Consider the following 18,228-nt stretch of genomic DNA (forward strand, 5'->3'; position numbering starts at 1 on the left):
TAGAAATCCGCAAAGAGAAGGCATGCCATGAAAGGGGACAGTTGTGAAAAAGGCTGAAAAACTGGCCATCATCGCCGATGATTTTACCGGCGCTGGGGATGCCGGCATCCATTTTGCCCTTGGTGGCTCACGTGCTGATCTGATCCTCAACATTGCAAGCCTTGCAAGCGTTCAGAAGGAACAGGATGCCGTTGCAATCACGACAGAAACGCGATTTCTTTCTGCAGAAGATGCAGCCAAAACGGTGTCGCGCACCATCGGCCTGTGCCGCGAGGCGGGGTATGGGTCGATCTACAAGAAGATTGACTCGACCATGCGCGGCAATCCCGGCAGCGAGATCGAGGCTGCCTTGGCTGCCACCGGACAAACGGCTGCCATCATCTGCCCCGCGATGCCTGAAACCGGCCGGATTTGCGTGAGAGGAGCAATCTGGATCCATGGCAAGCCGCTACATCTGTCCGATATCGGCAAGGACCCTTTCCATCCTCTTGCCACATCGAGCATCGCAGAGCTTCTTCAAAGCCAGACGGCGCTTGGTATGGGGACGCTGGATCTGGAGGATATAGAGGCCGGTGAGAGCCATCTCTCAAAACGTCTCGATGCGCTTGTTGCCGAGGGACGTCGCCTCGTTATCGCCGACGCAAGTGAGTTTTCCCATATGTCCACGCTCGCCCGGCTCGTCATGTCCAAGGATCTGTTGCCCGTTGGCGCTGGAGGCTTCGCGCGCGCGCTCGCGGATGAGTGGGCAAGAGGAAAAACGGGGAGGCCGGAGACTGTTTCGCTTGATGGGCCTTTGCTTGCCATCGTGGGCAGTCTCACCCCTGTTTCTCTTGCGCAAGCCAAGCGGGCCGAACAAAGCGGTCTGTTCACGGTCATCACGCTGAAAGCCGGCGGCTCCCATGACGAGATGCGCGCCAAATGCGAAAAGATCTTGGCCGAGGCAGGGATGCAAGAGCCCAACGTCCTACTGTGCATCAAGGCTGACGGAGACAATCCGCCGGTCTCGCCACGGGAGGGCGAACGGGTGTCCGCGCTGCTGGGAGCGACTGCTGCCGAAATCTGCAGCATCACCTCCTGCAGGACCGTTTTCAGCACCGGAGGCAGTACCGCTATTGCGGTGGCAGAGGCTCTGGGCATCCGGTCCGTTCACCTCATCACCGAACTCTTGCCGGGTATTGTCTTGGGAAAGTGCCAGAAAAACACGAATGGGATTGACGGCTTCATATCGAAGGCTGGCGGGTTCGGACCGGAAGACCTGCTGATTGACATCACATCAAGGATCAAGACGCCATGCCTAGCCGAACGCCTTTGACAAAGCGCAGCACTGTCTCAAGCGATGGGCCGGTTGGGAGGTGCGCATGACAAGTCCGGAACCCATCGTTCCTATCATTACCTGTTTCAATCGCGACGATACTATCAATTACACGGCGGTTCGCGCTCAGGTTCGGCGCCAACTCGATGCTGGCAACAGCATTCTCGTCTGTGACACGATTGGCGATTTCACCAGCATGACCCAAGCCGAGAAAGTGCGACTGTGTGCCGAAGTGGTGGAGGAGGCGGATAACCGTGTGCAGATCTATGCCAATGTCGGAATGCCTTCGACCTATCAATCCGTCTTGCTCGGTCGCGAGATTGCCAAGCTCGGCATTTGCGGCGTCACCGTGATCACACCCTTCTTTGAAAAGTGCAGTCAGGCCGATCTGGTGGCCCACTACAGCAAGGTCGCAGACAGTCTTGAAAGGCCTGTTTATCTTTACAATATCCCATCTCGCTCAACCAACACGATTGACCCGGAAACAGCTCTTGAGCTTGCCAGCCATCCCAATATTCTGGGCATCAAGGATTCAGGGGGCGATGAGGCAAAGCTCGATGCCTATCTTGCCATTGCTGCGCGCCGTGATGACTTTTCGGTCTATGTTGGGGGGGAGGGCTTGATCCATACGGCCCTGCGGCAGGGGGCAGCGGGATGCATGTCCGATCTGGGCAACATTTTGCCAAAAACACTGAACCGCATTTGCACAAGCTTCAGGGAAGGGCGAGAGCAGGAAGCTGTGAAACGGCTATCGCTTTATTGCGAGTTGGGCAAGGATCTCGAAGAACTCGGCCCCAAGCCCCATGTTATCAAGCAGCTTTTATACCGGATGAACGAGAACGTCGGGACGGGCCGCCAGCCCGCACCGATATCAACGCCTGACCTTGATCGCAAGCTGGGTGCCATGATTGAGAAATATGCTCTCGTCTGAGCAAGCGGACTTTCCGATCCCCTTGGCGTTTCGGACCCTGCCCATTCCGCTCAAGCCTTAAAACTATGGAACAAACCAGAGCCAGCGCAGTTTCTCTTGTTAATGACAAGGAGAACAGACACGTGTCGCAATTTGCCAAACGGCCTAAATCACTGCGATCCTGTAGCTGCTGTCTGATCGAGACGGCCCGCGCATGATCGCTGAGCTATCGAATTTTTACATTCTGGCCATTATGACAGCGGCAACGCTGGTTATTCTCGTCTGCGGGTTGCGCATGACGACATTGGCGGACCAGATCGCAGACCGTACGGGGCTGGGCGAAGCCCTGATTGGTGGCGTGCTGCTGGGAGCCGCAACATCGCTCTCGGGCACGATTGTGTCCCTCACGTCCGCGCTGGATGGACGCGCGTCTCTCGCCTTTGCCAACAGCATCGGCGGTATTGCCGCCCAGACGGTCTTTCTTGCTGTCGGTGATCTCGTCTATCGCCGGGCCAATCTTGAGCATGCCTCGGCTGAAATCACCAATCTCTTCCAGGGCGGGATGCTGATCCTTCTGCTGGCCATCCCTTTTCTCGCATCGACCACGCCGGAAATGGCGATTTTTGGCATGCATCCCTTATCGTTGGCGATCCCGGTGCTTTACGTCTTTGGCCTGATCGCGACGCGTTGGGTGAAGGAAAATCCCATGTGGGAGCCCGTCGATACCGAGCTGACGCGCTTTGATATGCCGGACGATGAAAGCACTCCCGAAAAAAGCTCTGCCCGACTGTTGCTGGCCTTTGCCATAATGGCCGTTTTTCTTGCGCTCGCCGGGTGGGCCATCGCGCGCTGTGGTGCGGTTCTGTCTGATCGGATCGGATTGTCCGAAACCCTCGTCGGGGCCTTGATGACAGCAGTCATTACGTCTCTTCCTGAGCTGGTCACAACCTTGTCGGCGGTTCGTCGCGGTGCGCTTCAGTTGGCAGTCGGTGGGATCATTGGCGGAAATACCTTTGATACCCTGTTCCTGACGATTTCGGACGCAGGATATAGGGACGGGTCAATCTATCATGCCATCGGAAATTCAGATCTGTTTTGGAATGCTGTCGCCCTCGTGATGACTGCAATCTTGATGCTTGGATTGCTGCTCCGCCAAAAGCAGGGCACGGCGAGAATTGGCTTTGAGAGCGTGGCGCTGTTTGGTGTCTTTGGCGCGGCGGTCGCTCTGCAATCCTACATGGGCTAGGGTATCAAGCTTGGAAAGCTGATGAACCCACGATTAAAATGGTTTGAGAACAACAAAAAGCGAGAAAGCAAATGAACTCTGAACTGCTTTTCTGGGGAACCGATACCTGGCTTGGAATCGATGTCATTGCCATCCGGCTTTTCGTCGCGCTTTTCCTGGGAGCGGTTGTTGGGGTTGAACGAGAGTGGCAAAGAAATTCCGCAGGGTTGCGCACCCATATTCTGGTCAGCCTCGCCTCGGCCACGCTTGCCATTCTCTCGATCGACATAGCCCATCTATCGGTTTTCAATGATGAAGCGGTTCGCACGGATCCCTTCCGCCTGATCGAGGCGGTCACATCCGGTGTGGCGTTTCTGGCCGCGGGTTTGATTGTGTTCAACCGCGGACGCGTTAGAAACCTGACCACCGGCGCCGGAATGTGGCTCGCTGCCGCCATTGGCCTTGCGTCCGGATTTGGCCTCTGGCAGGTGGCCATTCTGGCCACGGTTCTCGCCTTCGTCGTACTCGGCCTGTTGGGGCTGTTGGAAGCACGCCTGCTCAAGCACAAAAAAGAGAAATTGGAAGAAGAGTAGGCGAACGCCCAATCCGTGCGTCAATGGCGCCGATTGGGACTTGGCGTTAAGCTGGCACAATCATCAAGGGGTGTGCTGGCATCAAGGACTGCGCCCTATGTGCAAACGCCAAACAACAGCAATTCCTTGACCGCCTGTTTTGTTTCCTGCCATTGCGCATCGGACAGGTCGTTGCCATCATTGAGGGTCGTGATCTGATGTTTGAAGTCGGCGTAGTGCTGGCTCGTTGCCCAGATGGCGAACAAGAGATGTTTGGGAGAAATGGGGCGGATCTTGCCATTTGCTATCCACTTGTTGATCACTTCAACACGCTCATTGGTCCAGGAGCGCAACTCGGATTCCAGATAATCCTGCACGATGGGTGCGCCCTGAATGATCTCATTTGCCCACACCTTCGAGCCGTAGGGGCGTGTGCGCGCGAGTTCCAACTTGGTATCGATATAACTGGATAGAGCGAACTTCGGGTCGGCATCGACATGGAGCTCGTCGGCCGCTTCTCGCCAGACAGTGAAAATGTCTTCTACAACAGTGCGGTAGAGTAGTTCCTTGGTCGAAAAGTAATAAACAATATTGGACTTCGGTAAGCCTGCGGCCTCTGCAATCTTGCTGATGGATGCTCCACTATAGCCGAACTCTGCAAATATGATTTCTGCTGCTGACAGAATCTTTTCTATATTCTTCTCGCGGTTCAGTTGCTGCTTAGTTGCGGGGTGAGCTTCCATGAACGATCCTGTGCATACTTATCGTGTTTCCACGCAATATCAGTGCTTTGCACCAAGTTTTTCTCGGTGGTCTTCGTGAAATGCCTAGTCGTTCCAACAAAAACCGTCTGTTTTTTGTGCCGATCACAGCCTGTATTTTGAGCAAATGGCTCATGGCCAAGCAATAAAGTATAATTCTGACCGATCGTGCAGATAATATATTGACCGATCGTGCAGCTAATGCAATCGTTCTTATCACAAAAGCCGGAATAGGCAATAATTCATCCGTGAAGGATTAGGGGAAGAGCGATGAGAAATGATCTTTCGGCATTCTGGATGCCCTTTACTGCCAATCGGCAGTTCAAGGCGGCACCAAGGATGTTTGTGTCGGCTGAGGGAATGCATTACCAGACCGCAGACAATCGTCAAGTGCTGGACGGCACGGCGGGGCTTTGGTGTTGTAATGCGGGACACAGACGTCCCAGGATTGTGGAAGCGATCAAGGCGCAGGCCGAAGAGCTCGATTATGCTCCGGCCTTCCAGATCGGTCATCCAAAGGCATTCGAGCTGGCAACCAAGCTTCGCGACATGGCCCCTGAAGGCATGGAGCATGTCTTCTTCACCAACTCCGGCTCCGAGAGTGTCGAGACGGCACTCAAGATTGCACTGGCCTACCACCGCGCCAATGGGCAAGGGGAGCGCACGCGCCTTATCGGTCGCGAGCGTGGCTACCACGGCGTCAATTTCGGCGGCATCTCCGTTGGTGGTATCACCAACAACCGCCGCATGTTCGGCTCGCTCCTGACCGGCGTTGATCATCTGTCCTCGACCCATTTGCCTGACCAGAACAATTTCGTCAAAGGCATGCCCGAGCATGGCGCGGATCTCGCCGACGAGCTTCTGCGCATGATTGCGCTGCATGGGGCGGAGACGATTGCTGCGGTTATCGTTGAGCCTGTCGCTGGCTCTACCGGTGTGCTCATCCCGCCCAAGGGGTATCTCGAGCGCCTGCGGGCCATTACCGAGCAGCATGGCATTCTGTTGATCTTTGATGAGGTCATCACCGGCTTTGGTCGCCTCGGTGCACCGTTCGCAACTGACTATTTCGGCGTGACGCCTGACCTCATTACCTGCGCCAAGGGCCTGACGAACGGCGTCATTCCCATGGGCGCGGTGCTGAGCACGCCCAAGATCCATGATGCCTTCATGAATGGGCCGGAACATCTCATCGAGCTGTTCCACGGCTATACCTATTCGGGCAATCCGATTGCGTCGGCAGCAGGCATCGCAACCCTTGAAACCTATGCCGAGGATGGCCTGTTCGAGCGTGCCAATGAGCTGGCTCCCTATTGGGAAGACGCGTTGCATGGCCTCAAGGGGCTGCCGCATGTGATTGACATCCGCAACATCGGCCTGATTGGTGCGATTGAGCTGGAAGCGATCCCTGGCGAGCCGACCAAACGCGCCTTTGAGTGCTTCATCAAGGCCTTTGAGAAAGGTGTGCTCATTCGCACCACTGGCGACATCATCGCCCTGTCACCGCCGCTCATTATCGAAAAAGAACAGATCGACCAGATCTTCGACACCCTCGCGACAATCCTCAAGGAGCTCGACTAACCCATGTATCAGGTGAAGAATCTCATCAACGGGGACATGGTCGCCTCGACCTCCGGCCGGGACAACGCCATTTTCAACCCCGCGACAGGAGAGCAGATCGGCGCAGTGGGACTGTCGAGCGAGGCGGAAATCAATCAAGCCGTGGCAGCGGCCAAGGCTGCATTGCCCGCATGGGCAGCTCTTCCGCCCGCAAAACGAGCGCGCGTCATGTTCTCCTACGCTGCGTTGGTGCGCGAGAAGGCCGACGACATCGCGCGGGAAATCAGCCGCGAGCACGGCAAGACCCATGATGATGCTCTGGGTGAAGTCACCCGTGCGCTGGAAGTCATCGAGTATGCCTGCGCCATTCCCGAGCTGCTCAAGGGTGAATTCTCCCGCAATGTCGGCTCAGGCATCGACACCCATTCCGAACGCCAGCCGCTTGGGGTCGTTGCCGGGATAACGCCGTTCAATTTCCCCGCAATGGTGCCGATGTGGATGTTCCCCATGGCTATTGCCTGCGGCAACACCTTTATCCTCAAACCCTCTGAGCGTGACCCGTCTGCGGCCACATTCGTCTGTGAGCTGTTGGTGCAAGCTGGGTTACCCAAGGGCGTGATCAACGTCGTGCATGGTGACAAGAGCGCCGTTGATACGTTGCTCGATCATCCGGACATCAAGGCCGTCAGCTTTGTTGGATCGACGCCGATTGCCGAATATGTCTATCGCCGCGGGACCGATAGCGCCAAGCGCGTTCAGGCGCTGGGTGGGGCCAAGAACCACATGATCATCATGCCCGATGCGGACATGGAGCAGGCAGCCGATGCCTTGATGGGGGCCGGGTTCGGTTCTGCTGGCGAGCGCTGCATGGCTGTCTCCGTTGCCGTGCCCATCGGCGAGGAAACCGCAACCAAACTTGTCGATACGCTCAAGCCCAAGGTGGAAGCGCTCAAGATCGGCCCCTCGACGGATGAAGCCGCTGAAATGGGCCCCGTCATCACCGCCGAAGCCAAGGCTCGCATTACCGGCCTTATCGATAGTGGTGTGGAGCAGGGGGCTGACCTCGTGGTCGATGGCCGCGGCTTCCAGCTTCAGGGTTATGAAGGCGGCTATTTTTTCGGCGGAACCCTGTTCGACAAGGTCAAGCCTGACATGGACATCTACAAGACCGAGATTTTCGGCCCGGTCCTGTCGGTTCTGGAGCCGCAGAGTTTTGAGAGCGCAGTCAAGCTGATCAACGATCACGAATATGGCAACGGCACCGCCATCTTTACCCGGAATGGTGACGCTGCCCGCAAATTTTCCAGCGGCATCGAAGTCGGCATGGTCGGCATCAATGTTCCAATTCCCGTGCCCGTGGCCTTCCATTCCTTCGGCGGCTGGAAGCGTTCGAGCTTTGGCTCACATGGCATCTACGGCCCTGAAGCCGTTCATTTTTATACACGATTGAAAACGACAACAACCCGTTGGCCCGAAGGCCTGTCCGAGGGCGCGGTCTTTACCTTCCCCAGTTAGGGGAAGGCACCTTTATTGATTAAATGAGCCCCATAAAAGCCGGCCAAACGGCGGGGCCTTCCAGAGCATAGAATGCACTTCGCGAAACGCTATTGGCGGTTCTCAGGCGAGGTGTATCTAAAATCAGGCGCCTCATCATGGTGATCGACCCATGTCGGATATCCATGTCGGATCATGTGGCGCCAAAACAGGGAACAAGACTATGAAATCAAATCTTCGAGTGGATTCCGATCGCCTTTGGCAGTCCATCATGGACATGGCAAAAATCGGTCCGGGCATTGCAGGCGGCAACAATCGCCAGACACTGACTGATGAAGACGCGGAAGGCCGCGCCCTGTTCAAGAGTTGGTGTGATGATGCTGGCCTGACCATGGGCGTCGACAAGATGGGCACCATGTTCATGACCCGCGCAGGCACCGATCCCGATGCCCTGCCGGTCTATGTTGGCTCGCACCTCGATACCCAGCCCACGGGCGGTAAATATGACGGTGTGCTCGGTGTGCTGAGCGCCCTTGAACTTGTCCGTACCCTCAATGACGCCGATATCAAGACCAAACATCCAATCGTCGTGACCAACTGGGCCAACGAGGAAGGCGCGCGTTTCTCGCCGCCCATGCTCTCCTCTGGCGTTTTTGCTGGTGTTAACACGCTGGACTATGCCTACGGTCGTCACGATCTGGAAGGCAAGACCTACGGTGAAGAGCTGGAGCGCATCGGCTGGGTTGGCGATGAGGACGTGGGTGCACGCAAGATGCACGCCTATTTCGAATATCACATAGAGCAGGGCCCGATCCTTGAAGCCGAGCAAAAGGAAATCGGCGTTGTGACCCACTGTCAGGGTCTGTGGTGGCTCGAATTCACCCTCACTGGCAAGGAAGCCCACACCGGCTCAACCCCGATGGCGATGCGCGTCAACGCAGGGCTGGCCATGGCGCGGATCTTCGAGATGGTGCAGGACGTCACGATGGCTGCCCAGCCGAACGCCGTTGGCGGGGTAGGACAGGTGACTTTCTCGCCCAACTCGCGCAACGTGCTGCCCGGTACGGTGACCTTCACGGTCGATATCCGCACCGTCGATATCGACAAGCTCAACTCCATGCGCGACCAGATCAAGGAGAAGGCCGCAGTCATCTGTGAGGAGCTGGGTGTTGGTTGCTCGGTCGAGCAGGTCGGCCAGTTCGATCCCGTCACCTTTGATCCCGCACTCGTTGACAAGGTGCGCAATGCAGCAATCGAGCTTGGCTACTCCCACATGGATCTTGTCTCAGGTGCGGGTCATGATGCCTGCTGGGCGGCCAAGGTCGCCCCGGCCACGATGATCATGTGTCCCTGCGTTGATGGCCTCAGCCACAACGAAGCGGAAGATATCTCGCAAGGCTGGGCCACCGCCGGTGCTGACGTCATGCTCCGCGCCGTGCTGGAAACCGCCGAGATCGTCGAATAACAGCGAGTGAAAAAGTACAAAATTCGGAAGACCGGAATTCGAACAACAAAAAGCAGGCAAAAGCTTGCCCGGTTCGGTCTTCCTCAATCACCAAAGCAATTCGTCAAAGAACACAGATTATTGGGAACAGCAACATGAGCACAGTGATCAAGGGCGGCACCATTGTCACCGCCGATCTGACCTATGATGCCGACGTGAAGATCGAAGAGGGTATCATAACCGAAATCGGACCGAACCTGTCCGGCGACGAAGTTCTCGATGCGGCTGGCTGCTATGTCATGCCGGGCGGCATCGATCCCCATGTGCATCTCGAAATGCCATTCATGGGAACCTACTCCACCGACAATTTCGAATCCGGCACCCGCGCTGCGGTCTCCGGTGGCACCACCATGGTCGTTGACTTCTGCCTGCCTGATCCGGGGCAAAGCATGATGGATGCGCTGAAGCGTTGGGACAACAAGTCAACCCTCGCGACCTGCGACTATTCCTTCCATATGGCCATCACCTGGTGGGGCGAGCAGGTCTTCAATGAAATGGAGACGGTCGTCAAGGAAAAGGGCATCAACACGTTCAAGCACTTCCTTGCCTACAAGGGTGCCTTGATGGTCAACGATGATGAGCTCTTTGCCTCCTTCCAGCGCTGCGCCGAGCTGGGCGCCATGCCGCTTGTCCATGCCGAAAACGGCGATGTTGTCGCCCAGATGCAGGCCAAGCTGATGGCCGAAGGCACCACCGGCCCCGAAGGCCATGCCTATTCGCGCCCGGCCGAAGTTGAAGGCGAAGCCACCAACCGCGCCATCATGATCGCTGATATGGCAGGCGTGCCGCTCTATGTGGTGCATACCTCCTGCGAGCAGAGCCATGAAGCCATCCGCCGCGCCAAACAGGCAGGCATGCGCGTGTATGGTGAGCCGCTCATCCAGCATCTGACCCTTGATGAAAGCGAATATTTCAACAAGGACTGGGATCATTCCGCCCGCCGCGTCATGAGCCCGCCGTTCCGCAACAAGAAGCATCAGGATAGTCTCTGGGCCGGACTGCAGTCAGGCACGCTCTCTTGCGTGGCAACCGATCATTGCGCCTTCACCACCGATCAGAAACGCTATGGCGTCGGCGATTTCACCAAGATCCCGAATGGCACCGGCGGCCTTGAAGACCGTATGCCAATGCTCTGGACCCATGGGGTGGCAACCGGTCGTTTGACCCCGAATGAGTTCGTGGCCGTGACCTCGACCAACATTGCCAAGATCCTCAACATGTACCCGAAAAAGGGTGCGATCCTTGTTGGCTCCGATGCCGATATCGTCGTGTGGGATCCCAAGCGGTCCAAAACCATCAGCGCCGCCAATCAGGTGTCCGCCATCGATTACAGCGTCTTCGAAGGCAAGGAAGTCACCGGCCTGCCGCGCTTCACCCTGTCGCGCGGCAAGGTTCTGGTCGAGGAAAGCACGCTCAAGACCGAGGCTGGCCACGGCAAGTTCGTCGGGCGGCAACCGTTCACCGCAGTCAACAAGTCGCTTTCCAAGTGGAAAGAACTGGTTGCTCCGCGTCCAGTCGAGCGCACCGGCATTCCGGCCTCCGGCGTGTAAGCCAGAACTGATCGGGTTCCGGCGGTGTCTGCCGCCCGGAATCCGGCCCCATTGTGATTAGGGCTACGGGAAAACAACACATGATCGAATCCCACTACCACGTGGTCTCTGCCAAGGATCTCTGCCTGACATTCGAGACCAATGACGGGCCGGTTCATGCCCTCAAGGATGTCAACATCACCGTCGACAAGGGCGACTTTGTCAGTTTCATTGGCCCCTCGGGCTGTGGCAAGACGACCTTCTTGCGCGCAATCGCGGCGCTTGAACATCCCACCTCAGGTTCCTTGCTGGTCAACGGCACAACGCCAGAACTTGCCCGTCAGGATCGCGCCTACGGCTATGTGTTTCAGGCTGCGGGCCTTTATCCGTGGCGCACGATTGCCCGCAACATCAAATTGCCGCTCGAAATCATGGGGTTCACCCGTGCCGAGCAGAACAAGCGCGTCGAGCGCGTTTTAAAGCTCGTGGATCTCGAAGGCTTTGGCAACAAATTCCCATGGCAGCTTTCGGGCGGTATGCAGCAGCGTGCCTCTATCGCCCGCGCACTTGCCTTCGATGCCGATATTCTGCTGATGGATGAGCCGTTCGGGGCACTCGATGAAATCGTCCGAGACCACCTCAACGAACAGCTTCTGCACCTGTGGCGCAGCACCGGCAAGACCATCGGTTTTGTGACCCATTCGATCCCTGAAGCCGTGTATTTGTCGACCAAGATCGTCGTCATGAGCCCGCGTCCTGGCCGGATCACCGACATCATCGAAAGCACTTTGCCCGATGAACGCCCGCTGTCCATCCGTGACAGTCAGGAGTTTATCGACATCGCGCACCGCGTCCGTGAGGGCTTGCGCGCAGGTCACGGCGACGAGGGAGACAGCGCCGATGCGTAAGCTCTTTGCGATCGCCACGGTCGTCTTCACAATCGTCATCATCTGGTATGCCGCCGCAATCAAGATGAATGCCAAATGGGCCTATGATCAGGCTGCGCGCGCCAAGGTCGAATTGTCGACCAGCGAAATGATCAAGCAGACCTGGACACAGGAACGCCCCGTTCTGCCTGCGCCTCATCAGGTGGTTGCAGAATTGTGGGACGGGACGGTGGGCAAGAAGATCACGTCCAAGCGTTCACTGATCTTTCACGGCTGGATCACCCTGCGGGCCACGTTGCTCGGCTTCATCATCGGCACGATGTTGGGGATCGTCCTCTCGGTTGGCATCATTCATATCCGGGCCATGGACATGGGCGTCATGCCTTGGGCCATTGCCTCGCAAACCGTGCCCATTCTCGCCATTGCACCGATGATCATCGTGGTGCTCAATTCCATCGGTGTTCAGGGGCTGATCCCCAAGGCCATCATTTCCGCCTATCTGAGCTTCTTTCCGGTGCTCGTTGGTATGGTCAGTGGCCTTAGGGCACCAGATCACATGCAGCTTGATCTCTTGAAAACCTATAACGCCTCCAACAGCGACGCATTCTTCAAGCTCCGCCTGCCGTCCTCCATGCCCTATCTCTTCACTTCGATGAAGGTGGGCATCGCGGCCTCTCTGGTCGGTACCATCGTTGGTGAGCTGCCCACGGGTGCCATTCGCGGCCTCGGAGCCCGATTGCTGACCGGATCCTATTATGGCCAGACCATTCAGATGTGGGCGGCACTGTTTGCAGCAGCGCTGCTTGCTGCGGGACTGGTTGCCATCGTCGGCGTTGCCGAGAGGGCGGCACTCAAGCGAATGGGGATGACACGATGATAGAAGCAATTCTCGCTTTCGCGGTCTGGATCGGTGCGTGCATTCTCAATGTCTACCTGTCCAAATCAAAGGCCAACAAGACACTGCTTGTGCGCTTTCTGGTGCCTTTCATCTTTGGCGTCACAGTGCTGATCTGCTGGGAACTGCTGGTTCGTGGGCTTGAGGTTCCGTCCGTGATCCTGCCGCCGCCGTCTGACATCGGCGTCAAGATATCAACGTCAACGGATATCTTGCTGGCTGACTTCTTCCAGACTTTCGTCAAGGGCGCGCTTAGCGGCTACATTATGGGCTGTGGTGCCGCGTTCCTGACAGCGATCCTGATTGATCGTGTCCCGTTCCTGCAAATGGGGCTGCTGCCTGTCGGCAATTTTGTCGCGGCCCTGCCGATCGTCGGTATCGCGCCGATCCTTGTCATGTGGTTCGGGTTTGACTGGCACTCCAAGGCCGCTGTCGTGGTGGTGATGGTCTTCTTTCCCATGCTGGTCAATACCGTGCAGGGGCTGAGTTCCAGTGATCACATGCAGCGCGATCTGATGAAGACCTATGCGGCCAGCTACAGCGACACGCTTTTGAAGCTGCGCCTGCCTGCAGCCATGCCATTTGTTTTCAATGGTCTCAAAATCTCAACCACTTCGGCGCTGATCGGTGCCATCGTGGCCGAATTTTTCGGCTCGCCCATCGTCGGCATGGGTTTTCGCATCTCGACAGAGGTGGGAAGGCTTGGTCTCGACATGGTCTGGGCTGAAATCACAGTCGCGGCAGTCGCCGGCTCCCTGTTTTATGGAACCGTCGCTGTCATCGAACGAGGGGTGACCTTCTGGCATCCTTCTCAAAGGGGCTAAAAAGCCCTGATAACAACCAAAATAATAGCAACACCTAAAGCAAAACAAAGCAAACCCATAGGGAACTGACTATGAAGAACACTTTGAAACATTTCGCTGCTGGTGCGGTCTTTGCCGCTTCGCTTACTGGTGCCGCGTCTGCCGCTGATGATTTGACCCTTCAGCTCAAATGGGTCACGCAGGCTCAGTTTGGAGGCTACTATGTCGCGCTGGAAAAGGGCTTCTATGATGAAGAAGACCTCAACGTGACGATCAAACCGGGCGGGCCGGATATTGCGCCGACCCAGATCCTTGCCGGTGGCGGTGCTGATGTGGTTGTCGACTGGATGCCATCCGCTCTGGCTGCTCGCGAAAAGGGCCTGCCGCTCGTCAACATCGCACAGCCTTACAAATCCTCCGGCATGATGCTGACGTGCCTCAATGAAAGCGGCATCAAGTCTCCTGAAGATTTCCCCGGCAACACCCTTGGCGTGTGGTTCTTCGGCAACGAATATCCCTTCCTGAGCTGGATGAGCATCCTGGGCATCCCGACCGAAGGTGGCGACGATGGCGTGACTGTCCTGAAACAGGGCTTCAACGTCGATCCGCTGCTGCAGAAACAGGCGGCCTGTATCTCCACCATGACCTACAACGAATATTGGCAGGTTATCGACGCAGGCATTTCTCCGGACGAGCTGATCACCTTCAAATATGAAGATCAGGGCGTGGCCACGCTCGAGGATGGTCTTTATGTGCTTGAAGAAAAACTGGATGATGAAGCCGAAGTCGACAAGCTGGTCCGCTTCGTTCGTGCATCCATGAAAGGCTGGAAATACGCCGAAGAAAACTCAGATGAAGCCGCTGAAATCGTTCTGGAATATGACGAAACCGGCGCCCAGACCGAAAAACATCAGAAGCGCATGATGGGTGAAGTGGCCAAACTGACCGCTGGTTCCAACGGCGCGCTTGATCCGGCCGACTATGAGCGCACCGTCAAGACACTGATGAGCGGTGGGTCCGCGCCGGTCATCACCAAGGAACCGGAAGGGGCCTATACCCTGAAGATCACCGACGCAGCCCTCAAATAGGGTTACTCGGATGTCTGTGCTCCGGTGCTGATCCAAAGATCGAGCCGCAGCGCAGACCTTGAGCGCAATTTAGCTCCGGCGGATGGCAATGCACTCATCCGCCGGGCGCGGTGAACTAAATTCCAAGACATAACGGCATTGGCGCACCCATAAGGCTGCGCAACGGGGAAGCTGTCTTCTAAATCGGTATCAAACCGACAGACAGCCATGAGTGAGCAGAATGCAGAGTTACGCCAGTTTACAGAGTGACACCGGACAAAGGCTTGATCGACACCGCGCCGCACGCATTGGCCTGATCGATGGTGCGCCGCCCGAGCACAACGCCATCGATCTGACGCGCGCCCCGCTTAAGGAACTGATGGCAACGGCGCGTAACATTCGCGATCAGCATTGGGGCCGCGATGTCACCTATTCGCGCAAGGTTTTCGTTCCGCTGACCAATATGTGCCGCGACACCTGTAGCTATTGCACCTTTGTCAAGCATCCCGATGATCCCGAAGCCAAGCTGATGACGCCGGATGAAGTGCTCGCCATCGCGCGGGAAGGCGAGGATCAGGGCTGCAAAGAGCTGCTCTTCAGCCTCGGTGAAAAACCAGAACTGAGATATGAGAAGGCCCGTGCCGCCTTGGCCATGCTCGGCTATGAGCGTATGACCGACTATCTGGCCGACATGTGCGCATTGGTGCTCAAAGAAACGAGCCTTCTGCCCCATGTGAATGCGGGCACTTTGGAGGAAGACGAACTCAAAAAACTGCGTCCCGTCGCTGCTTCCATGGGCATGATGCTGGAGACGACCTCCCGCCGCCTGATGAAGGAGGGCGGTCCTCATTACGCCTGCCCGGACAAGGTGCCGCTGCAACGGCTCAGGACCTTGGAGCGCGCCGGTCGCCAGCAGGTGCCGTTTACGACCGGTCTTCTCATCGGTATTGGCGAGACCTTCGAAGAACGCATCGAAGCGCTACATGCCATCAACGAGACCCATCAGAAATATGGGCAGATTCAGGAAGTCATCATCCAGAATTTCCAGCGCAAGCCGGACATCGCCATGGCCAACTCGCCAGAGCCTGCGCTCGATGAAATGCTGCGCACCATCGCCGCCGCCCGGATCATCCTGTCCCCTGATATCAGCCTGCAGGCCCCGCCTAATCTGAGTGCGCGCCACATGGCCTATCTGGATGCAGGGATCAATGACTGGGGCGGCATTTCGCCGGTGACCATCGATTTTATAAACCCCCAGCACGCCTGGCCGCAGATCGACCAACTGGCCCAATCCTGCGAGGAAGCAGGCTATCGCCTGCGCGAGCGGCTGACCATCTATCCCAAATATCTGCAAGGATCGGGCGATTTCCTCAGTGCCGACCTGCAGCCGCGCGTGTCCGCCATGGCCGATTCAGACGGCCTTGCACACGCCTTCAACCCAAAGGCAGAAGGAGCCGGGCAATGATGAGTGGATCCGAAAACAGTTTCGCAAAAGGTGTGACCAAGGTGTCCAGCCCTGTCCGTGACATTCTTGATCGCGTGCTTGAGGGAAGGGAAATCTCTAAGGCCGAGGGAGTGGTGCTCTTCCGCGCGGCGAGCCAAAGCGACAAACAGGCAATCTTTGAGACCGCCGACAGTCTCAAACAGCGGGTTCATGGCGACCGGGTGACCTTCACCGTCAACCGGAACATCAACTTCACCAACATCTGCTACATGGGCTGCAAGTTTTGTAACTTCGCCAAACGGTCTGATGAAGACGGGGCCGAGTGGCAATCGGTCGAACAGGTCTTGCAGCGCTGTCACGAGGCATGGGACCGCGGCGCGACCGAGGTCTGCATTCAGGGCGGACTGCATCCCAAGCTTCCCGGCTCCTACTATGCGGATCTGTGCCGCGCCATCAAGGCCGAACTGCCCGACATGCATCTGCATGCCTTCTCACCGTTCGAAATCTGGTATGGCGCATCGAAAAGCAAAAAGCCCTACCGGGAATTTCTCGAAGAATTGAAGGATGCAGGTCTCGGAACCATGCCCGGCACCGCAGCCGAGATCCTCGACACTGACATCCGCAAACAACTCACCAAGGACAAGTTGAGCACCGAAAAATGGGTCGAAATCGTCCGCACGGCCCATGAGGTCGGCATCAAGACGACCTCGACCATCATGTATGGCCATATCGACGGGCCCGAGCATTGGGCCGCACACATCGATCTGTTGCGTTCCATCCAGAAGGACACGGGCGGCTTCACTGAATTTGTGCCGCTGTCGTTCCAGCATGTGGGCACTGCGCTCTATATGGAAAATCCCGACAAGGTGCGTCTGGGCCCCAGCACGGACGAGATCGACCTGATGCATGCGGTTGCGCGCATCATGTTGCATGGGTTCATTGACAACATCCAGGTCTCGTGGACCAAGTTGGGAGCAGAGCACGCCATGGCCATGCTCTCCCGCGGGGCCAACGATCTGGGTGGCACCCTGATGGAGGAAAGCATTTCCCGCTCGGCCGGTGCCGATCATGGACAGGAAATCACCGCCCATGAGTTGGTGCAAATCGTCCGCGCCTCGGGCCGCACGCCTGCGCGTCGGTCCAGTGACTATCGCATTCTGGAAGTCTTTGATGATCATGATCCGGTGCGTCTGGACCCACTCATCGATCGTAATGGCTCCGACCCGCTCGACTTTCTGGCCAGGTTCCCCGACCAATCGGGCAAGCTGGAGGCTGCTGAATGAAGCGTGAGGCGGCTCTCAAGGTCACGCTTCTGGCTGGAGGCGTTGGCGGCGCGAAAATGGCCGAAGGTCTCGCGGCTCTCGGCGATATCGAACTGTCGATCATCGGCAATGTCGCGGACGATGATGCTTTCCATGGTCTTTGGGTCTCCCCTGACATTGATACGCTGACTTATTCGCTTGGCGGAATGATCAACCGCCAGCAGGGTTGGGGGCTGGCGGACGAGGGAACACGTGCGCTCGACACTCTGACCATGCTTGGCGAAGATACATGGATGATGCTGGGCGACAAGGATTTCGGTCTTCACATATACCGCACCATGCGCCGGGCGAAGGGCGACAGACCCTCCGAGATTGCCCGGGATGTTGCCAAGGCCTTTGGCGTCAAGCCGCAAATCTTGCTGCCGACCGATGACAAGGTGCAAACCCGCGTGCGTACAGACGATGGCTGGATTAGCTTTCAGGACTATTTCGTCAGACGCAAATGCGCACCCGAAGTGCGCGAATTGCAGTTTGACGGCATAGAAGAGGCCGAGCCAACCAAGGAAGCCCTGACGGCGCTCGGTGAGGCCGACCTGATCGTCATTGCTCCCTCGAACCCGCTGGTCAGCATCGCGCCGATCCTTGAGACAAAAGGCCTCCGTGGTGCTGTCGCTCGTGCCAAGGCTCCGAAAATCGCCGTCAGCCCCTTCATTGCTGGCAAAGTGGTCAAGGGCCCCGCCGATCGCATGATGGCTGCCCTTGGCTTGCGCGCGGATGCCGCCGGTGTTGCGGAGCGTTATGCCGGTTGGCTCGACTGCCTCATCATCGACCATCAGGATGAAGCCCTCAGCGCGGACATCAATGCACACGGTATTTCGGCCCATTGCTCCGATATCCTGATGAAGGATCAGGCCGACAAGGCACGCCTTGGACGCGAGATTGTCGGTCTTGGTCGTCAATGGCTCAAGAAGCAGCTTAAGGAGGGCAGGGCAGGATGAATGCACAT

At 57.1% G+C, this 18,228-nt stretch carries 16 protein-coding genes; 15 read left to right on the forward strand and 1 reads right to left on the reverse strand.

Annotation, left to right across the window (positions count from 1 at the left end):
• Window positions 1–43: 43 nt before the first annotated feature.
• The 4 genes from CPH65_RS16055 to CPH65_RS16070 all read left to right on the forward strand — a co-directional run bounded on the left by CPH65_RS16055 (window position 44) and on the right by CPH65_RS16070 (window position 4,040).
• Complete coding sequence (locus CPH65_RS16055) at window positions 44–1,312, forward strand: four-carbon acid sugar kinase family protein (RefSeq protein WP_096174808.1); 1,269 nt, start codon at window positions 44–46, stop codon at window positions 1,310–1,312.
• Window positions 1,313–1,358: 46 nt separating this feature from the next.
• Window positions 1,359–2,243 carry a dihydrodipicolinate synthase family protein gene (locus CPH65_RS16060; RefSeq protein ID WP_096174809.1) on the forward strand — a complete coding sequence of 295 codons (885 nt, stop codon included), beginning with the start codon at window positions 1,359–1,361 and terminating at the stop codon, window positions 2,241–2,243.
• A 193-nt stretch (window positions 2,244–2,436) separates the two neighbouring features.
• Window positions 2,437–3,468, forward strand: coding sequence for a sodium:calcium antiporter (locus CPH65_RS16065; RefSeq protein ID WP_096174810.1), 1,032 nt, complete (start codon window positions 2,437–2,439; stop codon window positions 3,466–3,468).
• A gap of 71 nt (window positions 3,469–3,539) precedes the next feature.
• Window positions 3,540–4,040, forward strand: a complete 501-nt coding sequence (locus CPH65_RS16070; protein WP_096174811.1) for an MgtC/SapB family protein — start codon at window positions 3,540–3,542, stop codon at window positions 4,038–4,040.
• A gap of 95 nt (window positions 4,041–4,135) precedes the next feature.
• Here the strand turns inward: CPH65_RS16070 and CPH65_RS16075 are convergent, their stop codons facing one another.
• Entirely contained in the window at window positions 4,136–4,762 is a 627-nt protein-coding gene (locus CPH65_RS16075; protein ID WP_096174812.1) for a TetR family transcriptional regulator C-terminal domain-containing protein, read from the reverse strand.
• 288 nt (window positions 4,763–5,050) lie between these two features.
• Between CPH65_RS16075 and CPH65_RS16080 the strand changes: the two genes are divergently transcribed.
• The 11 genes from CPH65_RS16080 (at window position 5,051) to cofD (ending at window position 18,220) form a co-directional block, all read left to right on the forward strand.
• Window positions 5,051–6,358, forward strand: a complete 1,308-nt coding sequence (locus tag CPH65_RS16080; RefSeq protein ID WP_096174813.1) for an aspartate aminotransferase family protein — start codon at window positions 5,051–5,053, stop codon at window positions 6,356–6,358.
• 3 nt (window positions 6,359–6,361) lie between these two features.
• On the forward strand, window positions 6,362–7,852 hold the full coding sequence (locus CPH65_RS16085; protein ID WP_096174814.1) for a CoA-acylating methylmalonate-semialdehyde dehydrogenase: 1,491 nt from the start codon (window positions 6,362–6,364) through the stop codon (window positions 7,850–7,852).
• Window positions 7,853–8,054: 202 nt separating this feature from the next.
• A complete protein-coding gene (locus CPH65_RS16090) occupies window positions 8,055–9,296 on the forward strand; it encodes a Zn-dependent hydrolase (RefSeq protein WP_096174815.1) in 1,242 nt (413 codons plus the stop codon).
• A 134-nt stretch (window positions 9,297–9,430) separates the two neighbouring features.
• Complete coding sequence (gene hydA, locus CPH65_RS16095; RefSeq protein ID WP_096174816.1) at window positions 9,431–10,885, forward strand: dihydropyrimidinase; 1,455 nt, start codon at window positions 9,431–9,433, stop codon at window positions 10,883–10,885.
• 80 nt (window positions 10,886–10,965) lie between these two features.
• Window positions 10,966–11,772: an ABC transporter ATP-binding protein gene (locus CPH65_RS16100; RefSeq protein ID WP_096174817.1), complete on the forward strand. Its 807-nt coding sequence runs from the start codon at window positions 10,966–10,968 to the stop codon at window positions 11,770–11,772.
• The gene (locus CPH65_RS16105) at window positions 11,765–12,628 is read left to right on the forward strand and encodes an ABC transporter permease (protein ID WP_096174818.1); all 864 of its coding nucleotides are present in this window, start codon (window positions 11,765–11,767) and stop codon (window positions 12,626–12,628) included. Before CPH65_RS16100 ends, CPH65_RS16105 begins: the two co-directional genes overlap by 8 nt.
• Window positions 12,625–13,470 (forward strand): ABC transporter permease, encoded by an 846-nt coding sequence (locus CPH65_RS16110; protein ID WP_096174819.1) that lies wholly within the window; start codon window positions 12,625–12,627, stop codon window positions 13,468–13,470. The genes CPH65_RS16105 and CPH65_RS16110 overlap by 4 nt, the downstream gene beginning before the upstream one ends.
• Window positions 13,471–13,541: 71 nt before the next feature.
• Window positions 13,542–14,537 (forward strand): ABC transporter substrate-binding protein, encoded by a 996-nt coding sequence (locus CPH65_RS16115; protein ID WP_096174820.1) that lies wholly within the window; start codon window positions 13,542–13,544, stop codon window positions 14,535–14,537.
• Between the two features lie 220 nt (window positions 14,538–14,757).
• Window positions 14,758–15,981, forward strand: coding sequence for a 7,8-didemethyl-8-hydroxy-5-deazariboflavin synthase CofG (gene cofG, locus CPH65_RS16120; RefSeq protein ID WP_096174821.1), 1,224 nt, complete (start codon window positions 14,758–14,760; stop codon window positions 15,979–15,981).
• Complete coding sequence (gene cofH, locus CPH65_RS16125) at window positions 15,978–17,243, forward strand: 5-amino-6-(D-ribitylamino)uracil--L-tyrosine 4-hydroxyphenyl transferase CofH (RefSeq protein WP_096174822.1); 1,266 nt, start codon at window positions 15,978–15,980, stop codon at window positions 17,241–17,243. Before cofG ends, cofH begins: the two co-directional genes overlap by 4 nt.
• Window positions 17,240–18,220 carry a 2-phospho-L-lactate transferase gene (gene cofD, locus CPH65_RS16130; protein WP_096174823.1) on the forward strand — a complete coding sequence of 327 codons (981 nt, stop codon included), beginning with the start codon at window positions 17,240–17,242 and terminating at the stop codon, window positions 18,218–18,220. The genes cofH and cofD overlap by 4 nt, the downstream gene beginning before the upstream one ends.
• Window positions 18,221–18,228 lie beyond the last annotated feature (8 nt).

The sequence above is a fragment of the Cohaesibacter sp. ES.047 genome, from assembly GCF_900215505.1.
Taxonomy (GTDB): Bacteria; Pseudomonadota; Alphaproteobacteria; order Rhizobiales; family Cohaesibacteraceae; genus Cohaesibacter.

Bases quoted from the DNA above. Each gene is read 5' to 3' on its own strand.
- CPH65_RS16060 (WP_096174809.1), top strand. From the start codon at position 1,359: ATGACAAGTCCGGAACCCATCGTTCCTATCATTACCTGTTTCAATCGC.
- CPH65_RS16065 (WP_096174810.1), top strand. From the start codon at position 2,437: ATGATCGCTGAGCTATCGAATTTTTACATTCTGGCCATTATGACAGCG.
- CPH65_RS16070 (WP_096174811.1), top strand. From the start codon at position 3,540: ATGAACTCTGAACTGCTTTTCTGGGGAACCGATACCTGGCTTGGAATC.
- CPH65_RS16075 (WP_096174812.1), bottom strand. From the start codon at position 4,762: ATGGAAGCTCACCCCGCAACTAAGCAGCAACTGAACCGCGAGAAGAAT.
- CPH65_RS16080 (WP_096174813.1), top strand. From the start codon at position 5,051: ATGAGAAATGATCTTTCGGCATTCTGGATGCCCTTTACTGCCAATCGG.
- CPH65_RS16085 (WP_096174814.1), top strand. From the start codon at position 6,362: ATGTATCAGGTGAAGAATCTCATCAACGGGGACATGGTCGCCTCGACC.
- CPH65_RS16090 (WP_096174815.1), top strand. From the start codon at position 8,055: ATGAAATCAAATCTTCGAGTGGATTCCGATCGCCTTTGGCAGTCCATC.
- hydA (WP_096174816.1), top strand. From the start codon at position 9,431: ATGAGCACAGTGATCAAGGGCGGCACCATTGTCACCGCCGATCTGACC.
- CPH65_RS16100 (WP_096174817.1), top strand. From the start codon at position 10,966: ATGATCGAATCCCACTACCACGTGGTCTCTGCCAAGGATCTCTGCCTG.
- CPH65_RS16105 (WP_096174818.1), top strand. From the start codon at position 11,765: ATGCGTAAGCTCTTTGCGATCGCCACGGTCGTCTTCACAATCGTCATC.
- CPH65_RS16110 (WP_096174819.1), top strand. From the start codon at position 12,625: ATGATAGAAGCAATTCTCGCTTTCGCGGTCTGGATCGGTGCGTGCATT.
- CPH65_RS16115 (WP_096174820.1), top strand. From the start codon at position 13,542: ATGAAGAACACTTTGAAACATTTCGCTGCTGGTGCGGTCTTTGCCGCT.
- cofG (WP_096174821.1), top strand. From the start codon at position 14,758: ATGCAGAGTTACGCCAGTTTACAGAGTGACACCGGACAAAGGCTTGAT.
- cofH (WP_096174822.1), top strand. From the start codon at position 15,978: ATGATGAGTGGATCCGAAAACAGTTTCGCAAAAGGTGTGACCAAGGTG.
- cofD (WP_096174823.1), top strand. From the start codon at position 17,240: ATGAAGCGTGAGGCGGCTCTCAAGGTCACGCTTCTGGCTGGAGGCGTT.